Source organism: Clostridium sp. CM027, from assembly GCF_024730565.1.
Classification (GTDB): Bacteria; Bacillota; Clostridia; order Clostridiales; family Clostridiaceae; genus Clostridium_AD; species Clostridium_AD estertheticum_B.
On record NZ_CP077725.1, the window covers coordinates 3,181,297 to 3,205,829 of the forward strand.

21 protein-coding genes are annotated in these 24,533 nt (G+C 31.2%); 17 read left to right on the forward strand and 4 right to left on the reverse strand.

Features of this window, described 5'->3' with window-relative positions; all coding sequences use genetic code 11:
* Window positions 1–16 precede the first annotated feature (16 nt).
* The 10 genes from rfbA (at window position 17) to KTC92_RS15175 (ending at window position 12,679) form a co-directional block, all read left to right on the forward strand.
* Window positions 17–922 carry a glucose-1-phosphate thymidylyltransferase RfbA gene (gene rfbA, locus KTC92_RS15130; RefSeq protein ID WP_216302577.1) on the forward strand — a complete coding sequence of 302 codons (906 nt, stop codon included), beginning with the start codon at window positions 17–19 and terminating at the stop codon, window positions 920–922.
* Between the two features lie 30 nt (window positions 923–952).
* On the forward strand, window positions 953–1,528 hold the full coding sequence (rfbC, locus tag KTC92_RS15135) for a dTDP-4-dehydrorhamnose 3,5-epimerase (protein ID WP_216302578.1): 576 nt from the start codon (window positions 953–955) through the stop codon (window positions 1,526–1,528).
* A gap of 54 nt (window positions 1,529–1,582) precedes the next feature.
* Window positions 1,583–2,584 carry a glycosyltransferase family 2 protein gene (locus tag KTC92_RS15140; RefSeq protein WP_216302579.1) on the forward strand — a complete coding sequence of 334 codons (1,002 nt, stop codon included), beginning with the start codon at window positions 1,583–1,585 and terminating at the stop codon, window positions 2,582–2,584.
* Window positions 2,585–2,602: 18 nt separating this feature from the next.
* The gene (locus tag KTC92_RS15145) at window positions 2,603–3,508 is read left to right on the forward strand and encodes a glycosyltransferase family 2 protein (RefSeq protein ID WP_220286187.1); all 906 of its coding nucleotides are present in this window, start codon (window positions 2,603–2,605) and stop codon (window positions 3,506–3,508) included.
* Window positions 3,509–3,524: 16 nt separating this feature from the next.
* Window positions 3,525–4,847 (forward strand): O-antigen ligase, encoded by a 1,323-nt coding sequence (locus KTC92_RS15150; protein ID WP_220286186.1) that lies wholly within the window; start codon window positions 3,525–3,527, stop codon window positions 4,845–4,847.
* 193 nt (window positions 4,848–5,040) lie between these two features.
* Window positions 5,041–8,076 (forward strand): N-acetylmuramoyl-L-alanine amidase, encoded by a 3,036-nt coding sequence (locus KTC92_RS15155; RefSeq protein WP_220286185.1) that lies wholly within the window; start codon window positions 5,041–5,043, stop codon window positions 8,074–8,076.
* Between the two features lie 229 nt (window positions 8,077–8,305).
* Window positions 8,306–8,947, forward strand: coding sequence for a hypothetical protein (locus tag KTC92_RS15160; protein ID WP_220286184.1), 642 nt, complete (start codon window positions 8,306–8,308; stop codon window positions 8,945–8,947).
* A 62-nt stretch (window positions 8,948–9,009) separates the two neighbouring features.
* Window positions 9,010–10,836, forward strand: coding sequence for an Ig-like domain-containing protein (locus KTC92_RS15165; RefSeq protein ID WP_216302585.1), 1,827 nt, complete (start codon window positions 9,010–9,012; stop codon window positions 10,834–10,836).
* A gap of 315 nt (window positions 10,837–11,151) precedes the next feature.
* Entirely contained in the window at window positions 11,152–12,147 is a 996-nt protein-coding gene (locus KTC92_RS15170; protein WP_216302586.1) for an LCP family protein, read from the forward strand.
* A 115-nt stretch (window positions 12,148–12,262) separates the two neighbouring features.
* Complete coding sequence (locus KTC92_RS15175; protein WP_216302587.1) at window positions 12,263–12,679, forward strand: hypothetical protein; 417 nt, start codon at window positions 12,263–12,265, stop codon at window positions 12,677–12,679.
* A gap of 90 nt (window positions 12,680–12,769) precedes the next feature.
* Here the strand turns inward: KTC92_RS15175 and KTC92_RS15180 are convergent, their stop codons facing one another.
* The gene (locus tag KTC92_RS15180; RefSeq protein ID WP_220286183.1) at window positions 12,770–13,942 is read right to left on the reverse strand and encodes an aspartate aminotransferase family protein; all 1,173 of its coding nucleotides are present in this window, start codon (window positions 13,940–13,942) and stop codon (window positions 12,770–12,772) included.
* Window positions 13,943–13,946: 4 nt separating this feature from the next.
* Window positions 13,947–14,816 (reverse strand): acetylglutamate kinase, encoded by an 870-nt coding sequence (gene argB / locus KTC92_RS15185; RefSeq protein ID WP_220286182.1) that lies wholly within the window; start codon window positions 14,814–14,816, stop codon window positions 13,947–13,949.
* 165 nt (window positions 14,817–14,981) lie between these two features.
* Here argB and argC point away from each other — a divergent pair, with 165 nt between their 5' ends.
* The 6 genes from argC (at window position 14,982) to KTC92_RS15215 (ending at window position 20,301) form a co-directional block, all read left to right on the forward strand.
* On the forward strand, window positions 14,982–16,019 hold the full coding sequence (gene argC, locus KTC92_RS15190; RefSeq protein WP_220286181.1) for an N-acetyl-gamma-glutamyl-phosphate reductase: 1,038 nt from the start codon (window positions 14,982–14,984) through the stop codon (window positions 16,017–16,019).
* A gap of 176 nt (window positions 16,020–16,195) precedes the next feature.
* The gene (locus tag KTC92_RS15195; protein WP_258280619.1) at window positions 16,196–16,990 is read left to right on the forward strand and encodes a C40 family peptidase; all 795 of its coding nucleotides are present in this window, start codon (window positions 16,196–16,198) and stop codon (window positions 16,988–16,990) included.
* A 358-nt stretch (window positions 16,991–17,348) separates the two neighbouring features.
* Complete coding sequence (locus tag KTC92_RS15200; protein ID WP_165412499.1) at window positions 17,349–17,585, forward strand: ferrous iron transport protein A; 237 nt, start codon at window positions 17,349–17,351, stop codon at window positions 17,583–17,585.
* Between the two features lie 12 nt (window positions 17,586–17,597).
* Complete coding sequence (locus tag KTC92_RS15205; RefSeq protein ID WP_309137232.1) at window positions 17,598–17,849, forward strand: FeoA domain-containing protein; 252 nt, start codon at window positions 17,598–17,600, stop codon at window positions 17,847–17,849.
* 27 nt (window positions 17,850–17,876) lie between these two features.
* Window positions 17,877–19,925: a ferrous iron transport protein B gene (gene feoB, locus KTC92_RS15210; protein ID WP_216302592.1), complete on the forward strand. Its 2,049-nt coding sequence runs from the start codon at window positions 17,877–17,879 to the stop codon at window positions 19,923–19,925.
* 97 nt (window positions 19,926–20,022) lie between these two features.
* Window positions 20,023–20,301, forward strand: a complete 279-nt coding sequence (locus tag KTC92_RS15215) for a FeoC-like transcriptional regulator (RefSeq protein WP_216302593.1) — start codon at window positions 20,023–20,025, stop codon at window positions 20,299–20,301.
* Window positions 20,302–20,394: 93 nt separating this feature from the next.
* Here the strand turns inward: KTC92_RS15215 and KTC92_RS15220 are convergent, their stop codons facing one another.
* Both KTC92_RS15220 and KTC92_RS15225 read right to left on the reverse strand, forming a co-directional pair.
* Window positions 20,395–21,441 (reverse strand): phosphodiester glycosidase family protein, encoded by a 1,047-nt coding sequence (locus tag KTC92_RS15220; protein ID WP_216302594.1) that lies wholly within the window; start codon window positions 21,439–21,441, stop codon window positions 20,395–20,397.
* A gap of 90 nt (window positions 21,442–21,531) precedes the next feature.
* The gene (locus KTC92_RS15225; RefSeq protein ID WP_258280620.1) at window positions 21,532–23,481 is read right to left on the reverse strand and encodes a HAMP domain-containing sensor histidine kinase; all 1,950 of its coding nucleotides are present in this window, start codon (window positions 23,479–23,481) and stop codon (window positions 21,532–21,534) included.
* 458 nt (window positions 23,482–23,939) lie between these two features.
* Here KTC92_RS15225 and KTC92_RS15230 point away from each other — a divergent pair, with 458 nt between their 5' ends.
* On the forward strand, window positions 23,940–24,467 hold the full coding sequence (locus tag KTC92_RS15230; protein WP_220286180.1) for a DUF6241 domain-containing protein: 528 nt from the start codon (window positions 23,940–23,942) through the stop codon (window positions 24,465–24,467).
* Window positions 24,468–24,533: the final 66 nt, after the last annotated feature.

A 24,533-nucleotide genomic window follows, 5' to 3' on the forward strand; every position in this document is an offset into this window, starting at 1 on the left:
TTTAGGAGGAACAAAGATGAAAGGAATAATATTAGCTGGAGGTTCTGGAACTAGGCTTTACCCTATAACTAAAGCTGTGTCTAAACAGATATTACCTATATATGACAAACCAATGATATATTACCCATTATCAGTGTTAATGCTAACAGGAATTAAGGATATATTAATTATATCAACACCAAGAGATACAAGTACTTTTGAAATTTTACTTGGGGATGGAAGTCAATTAGGACTTAATATACAATATGCAGTGCAAGAAGAACCAAAAGGACTTGCTGATGCATTTATAATTGGAGAAGAATTTATAGGTGATGATAGAGTTGCATTAGTACTTGGCGATAATATTTTTCATGGATATGGATTTAGTGAAAGATTAGAAAAAGCTGCCTCAAGAGAAGTAGGTGCAACTATATTCGGATACCATGTTAGTAACCCAATAGAATTTGGTGTAGTAGAATTCGATAAAGATAACAATGTAGTATCTATAGAAGAGAAACCTAAAAATCCAAAATCAAATTATGCAGTTCCAGGACTGTATTTTTATGATAATGATGTAGTGGAAATAGCGAAAAATGTTAAACCATCTGCTAGAGGTGAAATAGAAATTACTGCGGTAAATAATGAATATCTAAGACGTGGCAAACTAAAGGTTGAGCTATTTGGACGTGGAATGGCATGGCTTGATACTGGAACTCATAGAGGACTACTTGAAGCTTCTAATTTTGTTGAGGCTATTCAAACAAGGCAAGGGCTGTATGTTGCTTGTTTAGAAGAAATTGCTTATAGAAAAGGATTTATAGATAGGCAACAATTGATAAAGCTTGCAGAACCGTTATTCAAAGTGGAATATGGTAGATATTTATTAAATATAGCTGATGAATATAAGGACGTGTATAAAGAAGCAGCAGCTTCAATAGAATAAAAGATTAATAAGAAAGTATAGGTGATATTTATGGGACAATTTACATTTACTAAAACAGGAATAGAAGGTTTATATGTTATACAGCCAAAGGTGTTCGGTGATAACAGAGGATACTTTATGGAAACTTATAATTATGAGGAGTTTAAAGCAGCAGGACTTGACATGGTGTTTGTACAAGACAATCAATCTATGTCTACAAAAGGAGTGCTCAGAGGGTTACACTTCCAAACTAAGCATACTCAAGGAAAACTTGTTAGAGTAATAAAAGGTGAAGTTTTTGATGTAGCTGTGGATTTAAGGAAAGGATCAGAGACTTTTGGTAAATGGTATGGCGTATTATTAACTGAAGAAAATAAAAAACAATTTTATGTGCCAGAAGGTTTTGCACATGGATTTTTAGTTACATCTGATGAAGCAGAATTTGTATATAAATGTACTGATTTTTATCATCCGGAATTTGATTGTGGCATGTTATGGAACGATCCAGATATTAATATAGAATGGCCATTAGATGGAATAGATGAAGTACTTTTATCAGAAAAAGACAAGGTTCAAAAACAATTAAGAGAGTTAGATATACAATTCGTTTATAAAATTAAAGAATAGCTTGATACTAAATTTATTAGATATTAGATTACGTTGAGGAAGAGGATTAGTTGTATGAAGGATACCGTAAGTGTAGTTGTGATAAACTGGAACAATAAATCATACATAAAAAGATGTATAGATTCAATAATCCGGCAAACATTCAAAAATATTGAGTTGATTTTTATAGATAATAATTCAAGTGATGATTCATATGAATATTTTTGCAAAGAATACCCAAATGAAAATTTTATTAAGGTTAATAATGATAAGAATTTGGGATATTCGGGAGCTGCAAATCAAGGGATTAATATGGCACATGGAGAATATGTTATGATAATTAATCCTGATATTGTGATGGAGTCAGATTTCGTTGAGAAGCTTTATATATTCACAGTAAGAGATGAAGAAATTGCTGCAGTGTCAGGAAAGTTATTAAAGTATGATTTTAAGAATGATAAAAAATTGAATTACATAGATAGCGCTGGGATAGAAATGTTTCGTAGTAGGAGATGCATTGATAGAGGGCAAAATCAAGAGGATATTGGTCAATATGACACCACAGAACAGATTTTTGGAGTTTGTGGTGCAGCTCCCTTTTATAGGAAATCAGCTTTAGAAAAAGTTAGGATAGAAAATGAATATTTTGATGAAGACTTTTTTGCATATAAAGAAGATATAGATTTATCATGGAGATTTAACTTAGCGGGACTCAAGTGTATGTATTATCCAAAAGCAATAGCATACCATGGAAGAGGTTTCGGAAAAGGTGAAAATGGAATTAAAAATTATATTAATGCTAGAAAAAAACAATCTAAATTTATTAGAGGATTATCTTTCAGAAATCAATATCTAATGATTTTAAAAAATGAAACAAAACAAACATTTAAAAGAGATAAGTGGCAAATAATCAAGAATTTTATAAAATTTTTAATGTTCTCTTTAATATTTGAACCTTTCAATTTGAAATCAATTAAAGAGATATTGAGTTTGAAAAATAAGATGAAATTAAAGCATAAGGCTTTTGAAGATAAAGTTACTATGCAATGTGATTTTATCGATTTAATAAAAAGTTGACGATAGGATATGGTAGATATGAGAACTAATACAAATGTATGTGCAGTAGTTATAACTTATAACATTGGCAAGGATATATATAAATGCGTAGATGCTATAAAAGGACAGGTTGATAAAGTAGTAATAATTGATAATGGATCTAATAGAGATACTATAAATGAATTGGCTAAATTAGATGAAAATGATTATATTAAAATCATTTATAATAACGAAAACTACGGTATTGCAAAAGCTTTGAATTATGGAGTTAAATTTGCATTATCAGAAGGGTATGAGTGGATTTTCACTTTAGATCACGATAGTGTGGCTACTGAAAATATGATTGAAAATATGATTTGTGTGTATGAAAACTTATCAGAAAATGAAAGAGATAAGGTGGCTATAATTGCTCCAACTTATGTTGATAAGAGTGAAACTGAAACTGTAAATTTCAAGTGCGAAAAGTATAGTTTTGATATAGATAACTTAAAAAATGTTATTGTTGAAATGACTTCAGGAAATTTGGTTAAAGCTTCAATATTTAATAAAATAGGATTTTTTAATGAAAAATTATTTATAGATTTTGTAGATCATGAATTTTGTCTAAGGATTAAGAGAAAAAATTATAATATATTAAAGGTATCTAATATCATTTTATTACATAGCTTAGGCGATTCTGTTAATAAGAGTTTTCTTGGCAAAAAAATAATTGTTACAAATCATTCTGTTATACGAAGATATTATATAACACGTAATAGATTTTATTGTTGGAAAGAATTTAAAAGTGATTTCCCAACGTGGGTAAGAGAGGACAAACTTCGTTTTATTAATGAGATAATAAAAATACAATTGCATGAGAAAAATAAATTATCAAAATATAAGATGATTATAAAAGGAGTATTGGATTATAGAAGAAATATCTATAATCAAATTAAAATAGACTAATAAGGTAGGTTAAGTTATGTTAAAAAAAATTAATTTGAATATAAACGACATTTTGTTATATGTCATGTTTACAGAAATAATACTCGGCGGGCTTGGAAGATTATTTGGCTTACCAATAAGGATGGTTTTATTTGGTATTGGTCTTCTAGTGGCAATGTTATATTATTATAAAAATAAAATAAAGTTTAGCAATCGATCTAAATTTTACATGGCAGCTATTTTTTGTTTTATTATTTATGGCGCTATTATTGGTATTGTAAATGGTAATAATTTAAAAGATATAATTTCAAATTTAAACGTGTTTATATCAATATTGTATGTGTTTATTTTTGTAGTGTTTATAAATGGAGACAAGAAAAGGATAATTAATTTAATTAATTTATTTATAATCTACAATGTTGTTGTTGCACTACTTGTATTTATAGCTTTCTTATGGAGTCATAATGTAATTGGGCTAGGAATAAACCCTGTAACATACTTGGAAAAGTTTGAAAAAATAACTCATTATGGGTTAATTACAGGACTGTTATATTCAAATGAATATGCTAGAGTGTATATTGCAAATGGGATACTAATGCAAGTGGCTTTAGCTTTGTGTTTAATTAAATTAGCGTATATTAACAAGAAGGATATAAAAGATATAAAAGATATAAAAGATATAATAGTTAAAAGCGTATATATTTTAATTTTGCTTATAGGTATACTTGCTACAGGTACAAGAGGGTACTGGGTGGGGACATTTGTAGTGGTAATTTTAACTCCTTTTTTTATACAAATAGCTAATAAAAAGCGGTTTCTTTTGAATATTGTTATAATCTGCTTATGCGTATCTTTAGGATATGTAGCATTAAAGCATAATGGGAATAGTATTCTTAATGAAATTGTTGGAAGAGTTCAGTCAACAACGCAATTTAATCAAAAGGAACCTTCGAATAATATTAGGAGCATTCAGACTAAGTACTTAATAAACGGTATCAAAAAACATGTCGTAATAGGGTCAGGATTTGGTGCTGAAATAAATGCATATGAGGTAGAAACAGGGAGAAGTGGATTGAATTTTGAACTATATTATCTTGAATTATGGTATAAAACTGGATTAATAGGTATATTATTTTTGGGGTTCGGATTTATTCATATAATTTATAATACTTATAAAATTATCAGAAGTAATAATGTAATAATTGAGCAATGTATACTAAAAGGGTGGGGAATAGGTTTAATATCTGTAGTGGTAGCAAGTACAACTAATCCATACTTTGCAGGAGCCCACGGCTTTTTTATTCCTGTATTCTTAATAATTTTAATGGAGTTATTTGAAAAAAAATCTGTTGTAGAGTAAAGCTTTTAGATTTTTGGGTTTTTTATGTTTTCTTAATTAATATGGTATTAAATATATTACAATAAGAAGTATTATGGTAAAAATATCTCATAGCAGTATTATTTAATTATGATATGTTTTTATGATGATAGATTTCTTAAAAAAATTTAAATGTTGGATATGCATTAAATTGTTAGAAAGGAAGCGAGAACATATGAAGAAAAGCACTAGGCTTGCTATAGTAATTAATATGTTAGTAATTTTTATTTTACCTTTATTTAATGTCCAAGCATTAGCATTAGCACAAGAACATCCAAGTACAGCAACAGAGAATAAGATTTGTCTAGATTTTCCTAGTTCGCCTAAAGTTTATGGAGATAAAGGGTTGAAGGTTGCAGGGTGGGCACTAAGTCCTAAAGGTGTAAAAGAAGTAAAAATATACTTGGATGATAAAGCTATAGGAACTGCAACTTATGGATTGGAAAGACCAGATGTGGATAGCGCATTCCAAGGATACCCTGATGGCAGTAAATCTGGATTTAACTATGATATTGAAAATACAAATTTAGATTATGGTGTACATAAGATATTAGTTGAAGCTATAGGACTTGATGGATCAAAATTTAAAGAAATTAGGAATATTGAAAAAGTACATCAATTGCCTAAAATGATTGTAGACAAGCCTCTAGATCAAAAAGTGGTAAACAGCGATGAGGAAATTATAAGTGGATGGGCAATTAATCAAAATGGTATGAAAGAAGTACAAATATATTTAAATAATCAATTTTTAAGTAAAGCTAATTATAATTTAGATAGATCGGATGTAGCAGATGCTTATCCTAATTATCCAGATGGAAATAAAGTTGGGTTTTCGTATAAGCTAGATACTAGTCTTATAAAGACTTCTACAGCGACAGTTACCATAAAAGCTGTAGGGAACAATGGAGATATACAGGAAAGCAATATTATTTTAAAGAAAGAATCTATGAGTTATATTGATGATCCAACCTTAAGCAGGTATGTAAATGGAAGAGACTTGAAGATTGCTGGCTGGGCATTAAACCCCTCAGGCGTTAATCAGGTAAAAATTTATGTGAATGATGTCGAGTGTGGAAATGCTGATTATGGATTAATTAGAGAAGATGTAAAGGATGCTTACCCCTACTATAATAATGCTTCAAAATCAGGATTTGATTATACTATTAATGCTAATAAATTAGCTGTAGGTAGAAATGTTTTAAAGGTAGTTACTGTAGGAAATGATAAAAGTAGTATTGAGAGTCAAATGGTAGTGGAAGTTTATAAAGGTGACAATACATTATTTATTGACACTCCTTTAAATAACCAAAAATTTGAAAAAGAAATTCTAATTGATGGATGGGCACTTAACACTTCAAAGATAAAAGAAGTTAATATGTATTTGGATAACAAATTTATAGGTAGTGCTGTCTATGGAATTGATAGATCAGATGTAAATAAGGCATTTCCAGGATATCCTAGTGGTGACTTTAGTGGATTTACATATAAAATCCCTCTAAATAACACGCCTCCAGGAAATTATGATTTAAGGGTAGAGGCAGTAGGCGCAGATGGAACAAAAAAAACTATAGATAATAAGATAATAGTGGAGAAGAAAAAACCTATAGGCTATATTGATTCTCCATCCTATAGTAATATAGCAAAGATAAACACCATTGATGTTAAAGGCTGGGCTTTAAATGCAGAGGGAGTAAGAGATGTTAAGGTTTATGTGGATGGCCAATTAAAAGGTATGGCACAGTGTGGATTAACAAGAGATGATGTTAATGGAGCATTCCCAGGGTATATAAACGGGGGTAAATCTGGATTTCAATATGCATTAAACACAAATGAAATTTTGTTAGGGCAGCATTTATTGCGGATAGAGATTATTGGGAATGATAGTAGTTCACAGGTTATATCTAAGCAATTAAATATTGTTGGTTCAGAACCTAGAGTTTTTTTAAATGAAATTGGTAGTCTTACAAAAGATAAACAATTAGTTATAGGTGGTTGGGCTTTAAATAAGTCTAGTATGAAGGAAGTTGATGTTTACATTGATGGAGTTTATAAAGGAAAGGCAGATTATGGCCTAAATAGACCGGATGTGAACTCAGCATATAATGGATATCCTAATGGAGAAAAAAGTGGATTTAACTTTGTTAGTTCATTATCTGATTTATCAATTGGCAAGCATTCAGTTAAAGTTACTTCAGTTGGGAATGATTTAAGTGAGGCATCTGTTGAAAGAAGCTTTGACCTCCAAAAATTAAACCCAAATGTAAATATAGATACTGATTTTTCGGATTATGATAATTTAACTGAAAGAAAAGAGCTAAACATACGGGGATGGGCATTGAATGATTCCAAAGTAAAACAAGTTGACATTTATTTAGATGGCCAATTAAAAGGAAGTGTTCAAGCTGATGTATTAAGATCGGATGTTCAAGCTGCCTATCCCAAATATCCATATTCGATTAACTCAGGGTTTGCATATAAACTAGGCATAGATGATATAGGATTTGGAACTCATACAATCGGGGTATACGCTAAGGGTTATGACAATACTATTGCTTATAAAAGTATACACTTTAAGATACAAGCAACTATTGTTATAGATCCAGGGCATAATTTTGGTGGAGATGATGGATCCTACTCAACTTTTGGTGGGGTTACCTATGTGGAAAGAAATTTAAATATGCAATTAGCACTTAAATTAAAAAATAAGTTAGTACAGTATGGGTTTAATGTAATAATGACAAGAAATGAAAATGATAAATTTTATGATAATGAAACTTCTAGTCTGAAAAAAAGAGTTGATATTGCAAATAATGCTAAGGCAGATTTATTTCTTAGTATTCACCATGATTTCGCATATACCCCAGAGTCCAGTGGTATAACTACACATTATAGTACCTATAGACCCAATCTAGACAAAAGTGGTATAGTAACGAAAAACGGTATAAATTATGATACAACTCCAACTTTAGCAGCATTGAAAAGTGCTGATCTAGCTCAGCGATTAATAGATGCCTTAGCTAATTTAGGTTATAATAACAGAGGAAAAAGTGACCATAATTTGTATGTTACTCAAAATACAAATATGCCTTCTATTTTGGTTGAATGTGGATTTATAAGTAACTTACAAGAGGCAGCTAAAACTGCGAATAATGCAGAGCAAGATGCTTTTGCGAGTAAAATGGCTGAAGTAGTTTATAATTATTTCAAGTAGGTTATAAAAGGTGTTTTATATTAATATTGGAGCATTGCAGGTGATGATTTAATAAAGAGCTTGGCGAAAGCCAGCAAAGGAAACTGCTGAAATATATTTCAGCAGTTTTTTCGTCGTTAATTTAATTTATGGATATTTTGTAAAATATTGATTTAAAAGTGATTTTAAAGTATAATTATGGTGGAATATATAATTTATTGTATTTACAATTATTAAAGGGGATAGATTATTGAATAAAATACGCGAACGTTTTAAATCAAAAGAAGTGAGATTAATTGCAATATTTTTAACTATTGTGATTGGGGTTATCTTTATTATTTCAATATATAATAAGCATCAAAGTGATAAAAAAGGGCAGATGGTTATTATTCAACAAAAAAAAGCTGATGGAAAAATTGTAAATAAAAAACAAGAAGAATTGAATAAGGAGGTTGAAGAAAAAAAAATAAAGGAACAGAAAGTTTCGAAAAATCAAAAAAAAATAGAAGAGCAGAAAGTTCCGGAAGAACAAAAAAAGTTGAAAGAACAGAGGCTTTTGGAAAATCAAAAAAAAATAGAGGAACAAAAAAAAGCTGACAAAGCAGAAGTTGGAAAAGAGGCTAATAATATTAACGAAAACATTAAAAAGAATGAATTTACAAAGGAAAAAGCGATTGAAATAGTAAGCAAAATCGTAATTAACAAAAACCAAAAGGTAAAGGTTGGATATGACCATACGCAAAAGAAAGGTGGAAAAGATTACTATGTTCTTCGAGTATACGATGATATGAGTGATCACATAAGTACATTGGGATGGTATTATGTTCAAGTTGACACCGGTAAAGCGTTTGAATGGGATCTGATAGAAGATACATTAACACCGATAAATTAAATGAAAATGAATGAAAAAAATTTTTAATATAATTATTTTGATAAGGGCGGGTGAAATATAAATTGAGAAAGCGAAATATTCAAAAAACGTTATTGTTTATGGCTATGACTTTGTTTGTATTGTATACAAATAAAAGTAATACGGTAATGGCTACTACCCTTTTACCATCGAGAGTATATGTTGAGACACCTAGCGAGGCTCAATCAATTAGTGGGGAAAGTTTTAATATCAAAGGGTGGTCATTGAATGCTACTGGTATAAGAGAAATAAAAATATATATAGACAATGTATATACTGCTAATGCAACTTATGAATTAGACAGGAGTGACGTAAATGCTGCATTCCCAGGTTATCCTAATGGAGATAAAAGTGGATATAGCTATAACTTAGATACAAAGTCTATATCACCAGGGACGCATAATCTTTCCGTTGTATCAATTGGTAAGGACGGAAGTGAAGATAAAATTGATAGATCTATAATTATCAACAAAAAAGACCCTATGATGCATGTAGATACTCCAATTGACAACTTTTCAACTACTCAAAAAGATATACATATTGAAGGCTGGGCATTAAATGATTCCGGAATTAAAGAAATACAATATTACCTAAATGATAATTTAGTAGGCACTTCCTTTGAGGGTGTTGAAAGAAGCGATGTAAATGCTGCATATCCAGGATATTTAAATGGAGGCAATAGTGGATTTTCTTTTTCTTTTAATGCATTAAAATTGCTGGCAATAGGAACACAAAATGCGAATTTAAAAATTATTGCAATTGGCAAAGATGGTACAAGCTTAACCATAAACCAAAATTTAATTTTAAAAAAATTACCTGAAAGATTATGTGTTGATACACCTTCAAATAATGATATTATCAAAAATAATATTAATATAGTTGGGTGGGCTTTAAATGCCTCAGGAGTAAAAGCAGTAAATATATATTTAGATAATATTTTTAAGGGTAAAGCAGCATATGGAAGTTCAAGAGGAGATGTTAATGCAGCCTTCCCTGGATATACAGGAGGAGATAAATCAGGTTTAAACTTTAATCTAGATACTTCAAAAACTACACCCGGTAATCATACTATAAGAGTGGAGATGGTGGGGGATGATGGAAGGATAATCAATCAAAACATTGGTATTAATGTATATGGAATGATTGAATACCATAGCTATAATACATCTTTAGATAAAATGGTTAGTATCCAGCTTGCGTCTGGTGCGGTTTATAACAACACAACAACTTGGACATGGGATCCAGCAAATGCCAGTATGATAAAGGAATATGTTGATCCATCAAATATTATTGATGATGGATATAGAAAATATGAATTATTAAAATTAAGTTATAATGACGGTGCTTCAATTACCGACTTAAACAATGTTTTAAAGGGAAAAGGAGTATTAAGCGACAAAGGGCAAATGTTTTTAAACTCAGCAAAAACTAACAATATTAATCCGATTTACCTAATATCTCATGCTATATTGGAAACAGGAAATGGAACCTCAGCTTTAGCAACTGGTATATTAGTAACTTCTGTTGATGGGAAAGCTGTTACTCCAAGGGTATCCTATAACTTATTTGGAATTGGAGCTTATGACTCGAATGCGAATAAGTACGGGTCAGAATATGCTTATAAGCAAGGTTGGTTTACTCAAGAACAAGCTATAAATGGAGGTGCTTATTTTATATCGGAGGGTTATATAAATAATGCCAGTACAAATCAAAATACTTTATATAAAATGAGATGGAATCCTGCAAGTCCTGGAACTCACCAATATGCTACAGATGTTAAATGGGCATATAATCAAATATCTAATATAAAAAAATTAACAGAGCTTTGTCCTAATAGCCTAATATATTTTGATATTCCGGTTTATAAATAGCGGATTTATAGGGAAAGAACTTGAGCTGAAAAGTTTGATAAATTAATTTGTAATTAGTATAAAAATATCATGCGGATATGGGCAAAATATAGTAAAATAGTAAATATTATAGTATAATTACGTTGTGGATATTTTATAACTACAAATTAATTGCAGGATAAAATGATTATACATAGCATTTAGATAAATATTGCATACGACAAGAAAAGGGGATATAATAATCAGAGTACTATATGTGGAAAATTAGAGAATAGAAAAATATAAAAAATTAGTATTTTCAGAATGATTATGCAACATATGATGGAAGGGGAAAATATGAGTAAAAAGAGAAAATCAACAAAGATTATTTTAAGTTTATTTATTATTGGTGTGTTAATTTTTGGGGGAGCTTTTGGTTACACTTTTTATGAACTCGGTAAAATAAACACTGTAAAAATATCGAAAACCGATGAGGCTCTAGGTATTAAGACTGATGCATCGCCTCAAGCAGAAAAAGATAACGGAATAACAAACATTGCTTTCTTCGGTTTAGATAGAAGAACTGCGAAGGAACCAGCTCGTTCGGATTCTATAATGGTACTTTCAGTGGATACAAAAAACAAGAAAATAAAAATGTCCTCTATTATGAGGGATACATATGTAGCAGTAAAAGGGCATGATGAAACAAAGATTACCCATGCATATGCTTACGGTGGACCACAGCTTGCCATAAGAACGCTTAATGAGAATTTTGATTTAAATATTAGAAATTATGTTTCCGTTGATTTTTTTAATCTCGAAAAGATAATAGATAGTATTGATGGAGTAACTATAGATATTGCTCAAGATGAAATTGATTTAATAAATGGTTATATGAATGAAACAGCTGGAATTGAAGGAAAATCAATAACTAGAATTACAAGGTCAGGACCGCAGACTTTAAATGGACTTCAAGCTGTTGCATACTCACGAATACGTTATACTTCTGGAGGAGATTTTAAGAGAACTGAAAGACAAAGAACTGTATTAACAGGTATGCTCACAAAGATTGAGTCACTGGGGGCAACTGAATTCCCATCTGTTGTTTCTAAACTTCTACCTCTTACTGAGACAAGCATGAGTAGTATGGATGTAATGGCCCTTGGGACAAAAGTGATTGCGTCTAAGACAACTGCTTTAGAGCAGGAGAGATTTCCAGTGGATGGCTACTGTGAGGGAAAAACAATAGGCGGAGTTTGGTATTTGAAGGCTGACCTTAAGGCTACTGCAGATCAAATTCATAGATTTATTTACGAAAATGTAAAGCCTGTGTCTAAAGCACCACTCTTTTAGAGTAGTTAAATATTAGTTAGCAAAAGATAACAAGGAAAACTACTGAAATATATTTCGGTAGTTTTCTTCGTAATATAAGATAAAACAATAAAAGTAAAGGATTAGGAGGCTGGGTATGGTTGAAATGTTAAAAGTTATGGTTTCAATAGTTAATGAATTACATGATCTAATTGAAAATTTTTCTTCGGGTTTTAATACGCAACTTGATGATAAGCAGCTTCATTTTATCGTCATAGCCATAATTGGTATGCTTATTTATTTTGTAGTTAATATGGCATTTAAGGCTATGGCGAAATATAGCATTTCTATTTTATCTTTTATATATACATTTACTGTACTTTTGGTTATTGTTTTTGCTATCGAACTGGAGCAGAAGCTTACCAATCGCGGCCAAATGGAATTTGCTGATATAGTGGCAGGAGTGTGGGGATTCATAGCAGTTTTTGCTGTTTATATTATTATATATAATTTGATTTCTTTTATTAAAAAGAGTATAAAAAAAATACATACTGGGAAACATATAGAAAGATAATATATCCCCCTAAGATAATTATCTTTTTAACATAAAGATGCCACTCAAATAGTGAGTGGCATCTTTTGTCATATAAAAAATCTTAATTTATTAGATTGTGATTTCAGATATTACTAACTCAAGGATATCTAAAGCATCATCAAGTTCTGCTTTTGTTATATTAAGTGGAGGAAGTAATCTTATTACGTTATCTCCAGCTGAAATAACAAGAAGGCCTTTGTCAAAGCACAATTTACAAAACTCCTTTGCGTCGGTTTTTAGTTTTATACCAATTAATAGACCCATACCGCGTATTTCATCTATTATCTCATATTTTGCTTTGATATTTAATAACCTGTCCAATAAATAAAAACTCTTCTCGTCGATTTCATCTATAATTCCACCATCTACGAGTTCTTTTAAAACTGCGAGAGCGACTGCACATCCAAGAGGATTTCCACCAAAAGTGCTTCCATGGTCACCGGGTACAAAAGCAGTAGAAGCTTTTACATTGGTAATGGTCGCGCCTATTGGGAATCCGCCGCCAAGAGCTTTTGCGATGCAGATTACATCAGGGATAACAGAGAATTTCTTATAGGCAAATAGACTTCCAAGGCGTCCCACTCCACATTGAACTTCATCAAAAATTAGTAGAGCATTGTATTTGTCACAAAGAGTTCTTACTTCTTCTAAAAACTCTTTGTTTGCTGAAACAACTCCGCCTTCTCCTTGAATTGGTTCTATTATTATGCCACATACTTTTTCGTCGAAATTCTTTTTTAAATCGTAAGTATCATTAAAATTTACTTTACGTACACCGTCCATTAAAGGTCTAAAATCCTCTTGATATTTCTCCTGACCTGTGACAGAAAGAGCACCTATAGTTCTACCATGAAAAGAATTACCCATATATAAAAGTACATTTTTATCTTTTGTACCTGTTAATTTCCCGTATTTTCTTGATATCTTTAATGCAGTCTCCACAGCCTCAGTACCACTGTTACAAAAGAATACCTTGCTATGATCACAGTTATCTATTAACTTTGTTGCAAGGAGCGTGAGGGGAGTATTCCAAAAGTAATTTGATATATGAATAAGTTTACTGCTTTGCTCAGTTATAGCGTTTATTATAGCAGGATGGCTATGCCCAAGGCAATTTACTGCAACTCCTGAGAGGAAATCTATATATTCACGTCCATTTGTATCATAAATCTTGCATCCAAGCCCTTTTTCAAAAGTAACATCATATCTTCCGTAAGTGTCCATTATACAATTTTCTATCATTTATTTACTCCTTCGCTGTTATAATTTTAGTTCCACAATTCTTGATTACATTTAGTAATAAACTGTGTTTTTTTCTTCCATCTACCAGATGAACATTTTTAGTGCCTTTATTAATAGCAGTAACGCAGCATTCCAGTTTTGGAATCATACCGCCATAAACAATACCCTTATCTATAAAATTTTTAGTTTCAGCTACTGTGATTGATGATAAAAGCGTTGATGGGTCTTTTATATCTGTATATACACCATCTATATCTGTCATTATTAATAACTTTTCAGCTTTTAGCACACCACTTATAAAGGCTGCAGCATAATCTGCATTTATATTGTAACTATGTCCGTCCTCTCCTATGCCTACAGGAGAAATAACTGGGATATAGTTATTTTTAATTAAAGTGTGTAATAACTGCGAATTAATATTAACAACTTCTCCAACGTAACCTATATCAAACTTTTGGTTACCTTTATAAACAAACTTCTTTTTAGCCTCTATTAGATTACTATCTTTACCGCTTATACCTATGGCATTTAGTCCTCTTGTACTTAATATAGAAGATAGTCTTTTGTTAATATTTCCTGATAGGACCATCTCTACAACTTCCATAGTAACGCTGTTTGTAACTCTTAATCCTTTTATAAATTTATGCTCTCCACCGGTTTTTTCAATCCATTTATTAATTTCAGCACCACCACCATGCACTATAATCACTTTAATACCGACCCTTGTCATAAGCACTACATCTTCTACAAAGGCCAGCTTAGCGGCTTTGTTACTCATTATACTTCCGCCATATTTTATAACGAAGGTCTTTCCCTCATACTTATTAATTTGTAAAAACTCTTTTATATTTAAGTGATTATCGGTTATATCCATTCTGGCCTCCAACTTTAATATGTAATTTCCATTAAATTTTATGCACTTTGCAACTTTTGAATAATTATACACCAATTTGAATAAGTATTCAATGAAATATTGATTTTTTTATAAGGTTATTGTATAATCACTTTTAACATTAAATTTAATTAAGAGGTGGTTATTATGATAAAGGCTGGAATAATGGGGGCCACTGGCTATGCGGGTGAACAACTAACATGGCTTTTGTACAAGCATCCAGAGGTTAATGTAGAATTTTATTCTTCTCATAATTATGCAGAGGTGGGCTATAGTGACATCTATAATAACTTCTATAGTTATATAGATGACATTTGCGTTGATATGGAAACCGCTATAAGTAAATTATCAAATATAAATGTTCTTTTCATTGCGTTGCCACAGGGCAAGGCCTTTAAAATAGCTGAAAAAGCATTGTCGCTTGGGGTAAAAGTGATAGATTTAGGTGCTGATTTCAGACTGAAATCTAAGGAAGTATATGAACAGTGGTATGGCGTTAAACATGAAAGTGAAGGCCTTTTAGCAAGTGCTGTTTATGGCTTAACTGAATCAAACAGAGAAGCTATAAAAGAGTGCAACTTGTTAGCTAATCCAGGGTATTTTCCAACGGCTACTATATTAGCGCTAACTCCGCTTTTGAAAAACAATCTAATAGATCTAAAATCCATAATAGTTGATGCTAAATCCGGAGTATCTGGAGCGGGTAGATCTGCGAATATTAGCTCGCTTTTTACAGAATGTAATGAGTCAATTAAAGCTTATGCAGTTGCTAGTCATAGACATACTCCAGAAATTGAACAAGAGCTAAGTAAGGCTGCATGCGATGATTTAATGATATGTTTTACTCCGCATTTAGTACCAATGAATCGTGGAATTTTATCAACCTGTTATGGGTCACTTTTGAAGGAAGTAACTACAGGTGAGCTTATAGATTTATATAGAGATTTCTACAAGGAAGATTATTTTGTAAAGATTATTGATGGATTACCTGAAACAAGATGGGTAAGAAACTCGAATTTATGTCATATTGGAATCAAAGTAGATAAGCGTACAAAGAGAGTAATTGTAATATCTGCTATAGATAATTTAATAAAAGGTGCCGCAGGTCAAGCTGTGCAAAATATGAATATAATGTTTGGAATAGATGAAACTAGGGGACTTGAAATCATTGCTATGGCACCTTAGAAAATGTATAATTATGCAATAAATGTTATTAAAATAATATGTATAAACTTATAGGAATAATACGATAAATGCATAAACTTATAAAAATAATACAATTATTATTTATTTGGAATATTTCACTTTTTATTGAATAGAATAGTATTAAGTATACTATATATTTAAAAAGTGGGTGAAATATGAGAATGACGTTTAAAGGTGCCAAAATAGTAATAAATATATTTTCTGCAATAGTCTTGTTTCTATTTGTTTTTATTATATTAACGCCTACACATAATCCGGTTAGAAGCAGTACAAGCCTAAGTAATATACCGAAAATCTCTCCATTTTCTTTAAAAGATAGTGATATAGTCTATAATGCCAAAGCCGATTCTGATATTCCTAAAGTTAAAGATGAAAGTAAGTCTGATGATTTAAAAATTGAGAGTCTTAACAAAGCAAAGGCAATGACTGAAGTAAAATGGATACCTAAGCGTAATATGGTTGATAAGAGTTGTTCTTATACTTTTATTAAAGGAAAAGTATATCAGGGGGTACCATATAGTATGGACCCATATCAAGTTTCATCACCGGGTGATTTTCTAAATAAAATTAATAAAAATAAAGGACTATATGGTAATGACTGTTCTGGTTTAGTTAGTGCAGCTTGGGGAATAAAAAGGCAGACTACTCTTACTCTTTATGATGAGGTAAAGAGAACTAGTAAAACAGGGAAAAAATTTGTCAGCCAAATATCCTGGGATGATTTGAAACCAGCAGATGCTTTGCTTTTAGATAATGGTAGTGGAAAAGGACATATTATGTTATATATAGATTCAGATAAGAAAAACAGTGATAATTTAAATGTGTATGAACAAAACATACCTACAGTTACACCCTACGAGCCAATTCCAGTAGCAAGAAAAGATGTAAGATCTAAAAGTAAATTAATGAAAAAAGGGTACATACCTATTAGGTTAATGGGACCTGTATAATATAATTTTGAAAATATAATAAATAAGCCCTCTATTAAATTAGAGGGCTTATTTTTTTTTAACTATTATATAGAAAAGAGATGGACTGGTTAAGATTGTGTATTTATACAATAATATTTGGTATGTATACAAATTTAAGATTAATAATATATAAAAATAGTAGACGAGCTAAATTAGATTAATGGATTAATTCTAGTAAAAAATATAATATAGTTGTTTACAAATATTCTATATTACGGTATGATGATAATGGAAATCAAATGATTACGAGTATTACATAGAAATTAAATATATTTTTTTATATAGCAGTTGATAATGAATTTCAATATCGTCAATAAAGTTTAAGAGGAGTGATTTTATGACAAATCAAATATCATTAGTAGAAATAGAATTGAAAACTAGGGTTAAAGTAGTAGATATATCGTTAGCAAGTAAAGTTCGAAGAAGAATAATGGATATGGGAATAGTTAAAGGTACAGAAATTGTTGTAATAGGAAAAGCGCCTATGGGTGATCCTATAGAGCTTCAGGTTAGAGGATATTCTTTAAGCCTTAGAAAAAGCGAAGCAAGAGATATTATGGTGAAATTGATTTAATGACATTTAAGTGTGAAAAATAATATGGAGGTGGGAATGATGAATATGCCACTAAATTTTATTGGAATAGGAAAGTTTGCAGAGATTAATAGTGTACAAGGCGGCGAGAGTATGTGCAAGAAAATTATGGAGATGGGCATGAGCAAGGGTGCTATAGTAAAAATTATGAAAAATGATAATGGTCCTTTAATTGTGAAAGTCGGAGAAACTCGATTAGTTCTGGGGCGAGCTATGGCACAAAAGGTTATGGTCCGAGAAGTTTAAAATAATGCGAAATTATGGGGGAGCAATATGAGTAAAGATTTAGTAATAGCTTTAGCTGGTAATCCTAATTGTGGGAAAACTAGTTTGTTTAATTCATTAACTGGTTCAAAGCAACATGTCGGTAACTGGCCAGGAGTTACAGTTGAAAAAAAAGAAGGTAAATTTAAGTTTGAAGGCAGAAACATAGTTGTGGTGGATTTACCAGGGACTTATAGTCTTGGAGCATACTCAGATGATGAAATAGTAGCCCGCGACTTTATATTAAAAAGTAAGCCAGACGTAGTGATTAATGTAATTGACTCAAGTAATATTGAAAGAAATTTATATTTAACTATGCAAATTTTAGAAACTGGTGCAAAGATGGTTTTAGCACTTAATATGATGGATGAAGCAAGAAATAAAAACATAGAAATAAACGTTAATAAGGTATCAAAAGCATTAAATATACCTGTTGTTGCGACTATTGCGACTAAGAGCGAGGGTATAAAAGAACTTATACGCGAAGCAATAAAAATAGGCGATTCATTAGAACGTGATGCATTTAAAATTGATTATGGTAGTGACATAGATAAAGAAATTAAGTTGCTTACAGAAACTTTTTTAGAAACTTCAGCTACTTTAGAATACCCAGTACAATGGACATCACTTAAGCTTTTAGAAGGCGATGAATATATAAAGAAATATACAAATGAGAATGAAAATCTTGAAAAGATAAATGCTACATTGGAAAAAAGTGTAGAAAAATTAACCGGCAAAATAGGGTATGAACCAGATGCTTTTATAATAGATAAAAGATACGAATTTATAAGTAAAATAGTACAAAATAGTGTTAAAAAAGAAGTATCAAATGTAGAAAGTACTTCTGATAAAATAGACAAATGGACTACTCACAGGTGGTTTGGAATACCAATATTTGCATTAGTAATGTTTCTTATGTATCAGCTATCAATGACCTTTGGGAATGAATTTTTAGGAGGACTAGTAGATAGTGGATTTAGTGCTCTAGGAGATTTTGTAGGTGGCATTTTGACTGGTATGGGAACGCCTGCACTGTTACAATCATTTATAACTGATGGAATAATAGGAGGACTTGGGGCAGTATTTGTATTTACACCTATGATTTTCACTATGTATTTTCTTATAGCTATTCTTGAAGATAGTGGATACATGGCAAGGGCAGCTTATATAATGGATAAGTTTATGAATTCAATAGGGCTTCATGGTAAAACAGCGGTATCTCTTATAATTTCTAGTGGTTGTAATGTGGCAGGGATAATGTCTACAAGAACATTAGATAGTAGAAAAGATAGAATGGTGGCTATACTTATAAATCCGTTTGTATCTTGTAGTGCAAGACTTCCAGTTTATGCATTGTTTGCTGGTGCTTTCTTTGCAGGTAGAAAAGTTTGGATTTTTGATGCAGGTGGAATTATTGTATTCGGTCTTTACTTGCTAGGGATTGCAGTTGCAATATTAATGGGTAAATTTTTAAGCGCGAAAGTATTTAAAGGAGAAGAATCTTATTTTGTAATGGAACTTCCACCTTATCGTATACCTACAGCTAAAAGTGTATTTATTCATATGTGGGAAAAATCCTCTCATTTTCTAAAAAAGATGAGTACAATTATATTAGGGTTAGTTATAATTGTTTGGGTACTCTCAAACTTACCAATGGGAATTGAGCCAGGAACTAGAGAGAGTTTAATTGGATCAGTAGGGGCGGTTATTGCACCAATATTTAAACTGGCAGGTTTTGGAACTTGGCAGGCTGGAGTGGCACTTATAACAGGTCTTGCTGCTAAAGAAGCAGTGGTTAGTACTTTGGGAACGGTTTATGCAGCATCAAATGATGCATCATTAACCGCGGCTATTCAACAGGCATTTACGCCTCTTACATCTCTAGCGTTTATGGTAATGACTTTATTGTATTGTCCTTGTGCAGCTACAATAGGTGCAATAAGAAGAGAAACAAACTCTAGAAAATGGGCAATTATGGCAGTAATATATACTTGCGTAATTGGTTGGATAGGAGCAGTTTTAGTATACCAAATAGGAAGTCTTCTAGGCTTTAAGTAGTATTTTGAATAAAAAGAGCAGAGATTAACCTTTGCATGAGAATGAATATTAATATCAGAATGTAAAAGAAAATTTGAAATAAAAGGGAGGGTGTATTATGTTAATGAAAGTACTTGCAAGATTAGTTCAAGGCGGAAGGTATTCTAATAATATAATGGCCAAGGAATTAGGAATAGATGAGGGTATGGTTGAGCAAATGCTAGTACAACTTCAGAGGCTCGGGTATATTGAAAAGGAAGATATGGAGACTTGCTCAGGCGGATGTAATTGTGGGAGCAGTTCTAAAAAACCGAGCTGTTGTAGTAGCTCAAATGTGAATATAAATATGTGGAAAATTACAGACAAAGGTAGGAAAACTATATTGAAGGTAACATAATAGAAGTCCAAACCCTTGGCAAAGTAAGGGGAAAAAAACTGCTGAAATATATTTATTTCAGCAGTTTTTGTTTTGTTAACATATGGAAGACTACTACTTTTCTATATGTTGGTATAATTTCGTGTGCGTTATTGTTTTTCTTTTTACATATATAATTGAAGGTACGGATCTTTCGCCCAAGCTGTCGCAGGGAGTGTTTATGACTTCATCATTATAATATAAGGTAGAGGAAGAACCTCCATCTAAGTTAGCAGCATTATAAGCTCCAAATTTATACAGTTCATCTTGTACTTCTCTTAAAGTAGCTCCTAAGCTATTTAGCTGCCTACCATCAATAACTATTAATATTATTGCACCATCTTTTCTTTGTGCAATGGCTGTTCTAGGCGCAATGCCCCAGCCTCCATCACCACTATTTATAGTTTTCTTTCCGTTAACTATGATGGCGGGGCCAAAAGATACTGCTTCAGTTACTCCAATCTTTTTCATATCTTTAATAGAATGAGGACCAACTAATAACTTACCCGATTTAGTTAATCCTACAACATTTCCTTTCTCATTTTCATTTGTTATATCATTATAAACGATTTTTCCACCAGTCATTATAATACCCTCTGGATTTGCTCCAGTTCCCGTCCAAAGTGATCCAGGAACTCCATCAGAAAACCCACCACCATTAATCGCAGCAATGGCACTATTATTTTTTGCAATTTCACTGGTAACTTCGCCTTCATGTCCGAGCTTACGGCTGTAACCTACTTTTAGCCTAGTGGGGTCATTAATTACTAGTATAGACCCTTTAAATCTTTTTGCGCGTATAACATATCGTTCAATACTAGTATCATTTTTAGCCTCTATTTTTATGTGAGAATTTACGTTATCTTGAACTATATGGTCTACCTTTTGTTGACTCATAATTTGTTTTATTTTTTCATCAGATAAAAATGATGTTGCTAGCCATTGCAATGAAGTAGTAGTCATAGCTGCACCTACAACTGTAGTCTTTACCTTTTTAAACGGACCATAATAAATTAAAAATGGACCTGTAATTGCTGTGAAAATAATTTCAAATAATATAAATAATAAAACAAGTAATCCTATGCTTGTTTTATTATTTGAACATTTTTTTGTTTTTATCATAATTCCCATCCTTTTTATCAGTCACTATAATTATATTATTAAAGATGGGATTATATTTGCAGTATTATTTTTTATTTTTGAATATGGAGATTACGAATAAGCATCTGAAAGCTCAACTTGCACGGTTTCATTTCTACTTCTCATTTTGCTATTATATAGCGTATCTTCATTAAGTACCTTTTTAGACGGAAGTTTAACTGTAAACGTACTTCCACTGCCGAATTCACTTTCAACAGATATACTACCGCCATGTAATTCTACAATTGACTTAACTAAACTCAAACCAATACCTGTACCTTCTGCATTTCTTGATAGTGAGTTATCTACTTGATTAAATCTATCAAATATCATATCCAAGTACTTGTCTTCAATGCCAACCCCAGTATCCTTGACTGATATTTCAACAAATTCATTCTTATCATTAACGTTTATAAATATGTCATCGCCTTCATCTGAAAATTTTATCGCATTTGATATAAGATTTAATACTACTCTTTCTACCTTTTCTGGGTCACAAGCAATAATTTTTTCTTCTGTATTTGTATCAAAAATGATTTTTAATCCTTTGCTGTCAGTAAAGTTTGTTACAGACATAGCTATTTCCTCTACAAATTCGACTATATTATTATTTGATAGGTTTAATTTAAAGAACCCTGCTTCAATTTTCGATAAATCAACTATGTTATTAATCATTTTAGATAATTTATAGGAATTTTGCTTAATTGAGGCTATATATTTAATAATTGAATCCTTCTTTTGGTCCAGGGATCCATTAGTGCAATACATATTTAATAACTGAGTTGTTGCAAATATAACATTTAGTGGAGTTTTAAGTTCATGGGATATGTTAACAAGAAATTCTCCCTGCAATTTTAATGCTCTTTCCATCACTATATTGGACTTTATTTCAGGGGTAACATCAATTATTAAAACTAATATTTCCTCGATTTCTCCGTTTAATTTAAACACTGGTTCAAATATAAGATTCCAATATACCTCGTCCCCATTTATCAAATGTTTCTTTTTATTCAAATACTTAGTTTTCTTTTCTTTTAAGACTTCATCAATACATTTGTAATATTCAGTTGTTTTGAGTGGTCCTAGTAAAATTTCAGCATTATTATTTCGTATAAGGTTAATTGATTTAAAATCAGGCTTTAGCAATTTAATGTAATCAAATGCTTTTTTATTTATATCAATAATGTTTAAATCCGGACATGATAATCTAATAACAGGTAAATCAAAAGTGTCTATCACTCTGCTTAGCATTTCAAATCGGCATCGCACGGAGGCCAATTCAGTTCGATTCTCAATTAGCTTGGTTCTCCTCTTTACAATTTGATTTTTAATAGTATTTTGCGTAACCTGAGTAGCAGTCTGAAATAGGTACTTCATCTTATTGTTTTCAAATATAGGTGTTAGGGTAGAATCCCAATAAGTTATACCTCTAGTAAAGCTATCAAATTTGAAATCTTTTATATAGTTTGCCTTTTGTGACCATAGGACAGTATTATAAATAACTTCAACTTGGCTTCCCGAAAATCCAGGTATAATTTCTCTAATAGGACTACCTATACTATTTTCTCCTTTATTAAAAGGAGAATCCGTAAAATTAAGGTATTTTTGATTCGCTTTAAGTAATATTAAATCGGGTACACTGTAAATAGCTACACCCGATATGTTATCTATAAATGATTGCTCAACAAACATGAGCTTGTCATTAAGTCTGGAATTTGGGGTCTCAACAAAAGTATATATTCTTTCATTCGTCCCTTTAACATGGGAAAGTGATATATTAACTTCTATTGATTGACTGGATTTTGTGAATATATAGTATGTATAGTTACTATCTATAGTATCAAGAAGTATTTGTGAGTTGATTTTTAGCATTTCTCCTATTTCTATGAGCGATCTATTTAACAATTCATCTAACGCATACTCTGTTAAATCAAGAAAATCTTTATTAACCTTTGTTATAATATTATCGCACGAATATAAAAGTGGTTTTATTATTATGCTACTAAAGGTGGTTTCCATCATAATTCCCCCAATTTTTTTAACACGCCCAATATAGATTTTATAATCATAAATTAAGTAAATTACCAAAATTAATATACTTATTATTACATATTAGCATATAATAAAATATATTGCCATATATAATCATGTAATTATGCAATTTTTACTCGGAATTTATGTAATTTTATACAGTAGTACAATATATTACTTTTTAAAATAAACGTTGGAATAATATTACAAATGTGGTATAATTATAAATGTCTAACATACTAAAATATTACAGGGGATGTTATTTTATGATTGTAATAATGTAAATAGCTCCGAAGGAGATAAATAGCCCGAAGGAGATAAATAGCTCCGAAAGAGATAAATAGGTATAGAGAAAATAAGTAATATGAAATCGTATTCATAAAAACTGAAAAACGTAATAGCTTCAGGCTAGCTATAAAAAGCCTGTAAATATAAGGGGGTAAAATCGTATGAAACAGAATAAAGTAAGTGATAAATTTCATGCCATAAGCGGCAAAATCTTTCCCTTACATGGTAGATGGCTTGTGGTAAGTAGCATTGCATTGGTACTTGCAATAATAGGGGCAGGAAGTTACTATATTACACAACATAAATTAACTGAAACGGAAAGTCCAAAAACGGTACAGGCAGTCCAGTTAAATAAGGAGTTAGCTAATAAGGCGGTTGAAATAAAAGCAAATGATACCGTAGAAAAAATAAGTGATGATGAGTTATCACTTTATAGTACTATGCATAAAATGATAAACACTAAAATTGTAGCACAAGACGGGAAAATATGGGGAGAGATACAAATAACCCCCGACAAGTGCAACCAACTAATTGCGAAAGTTACAAAAAGTAAATATCCTGATAAGGCGACTTTGTTACAATTTCTTGAAAGGTGGAAAGATAATAATTTTAAAAGTGGAGTGGACGAACATAATTACCTATGGGATGGACTTGGGGGCACAATAGGAAAAGCAAAAGATATGAGATAAGGTAAAAAGTATATATTACGCGTATTGCATTCGCTTCGCTAAGAACTACTAAAGCTTGCTTCAATG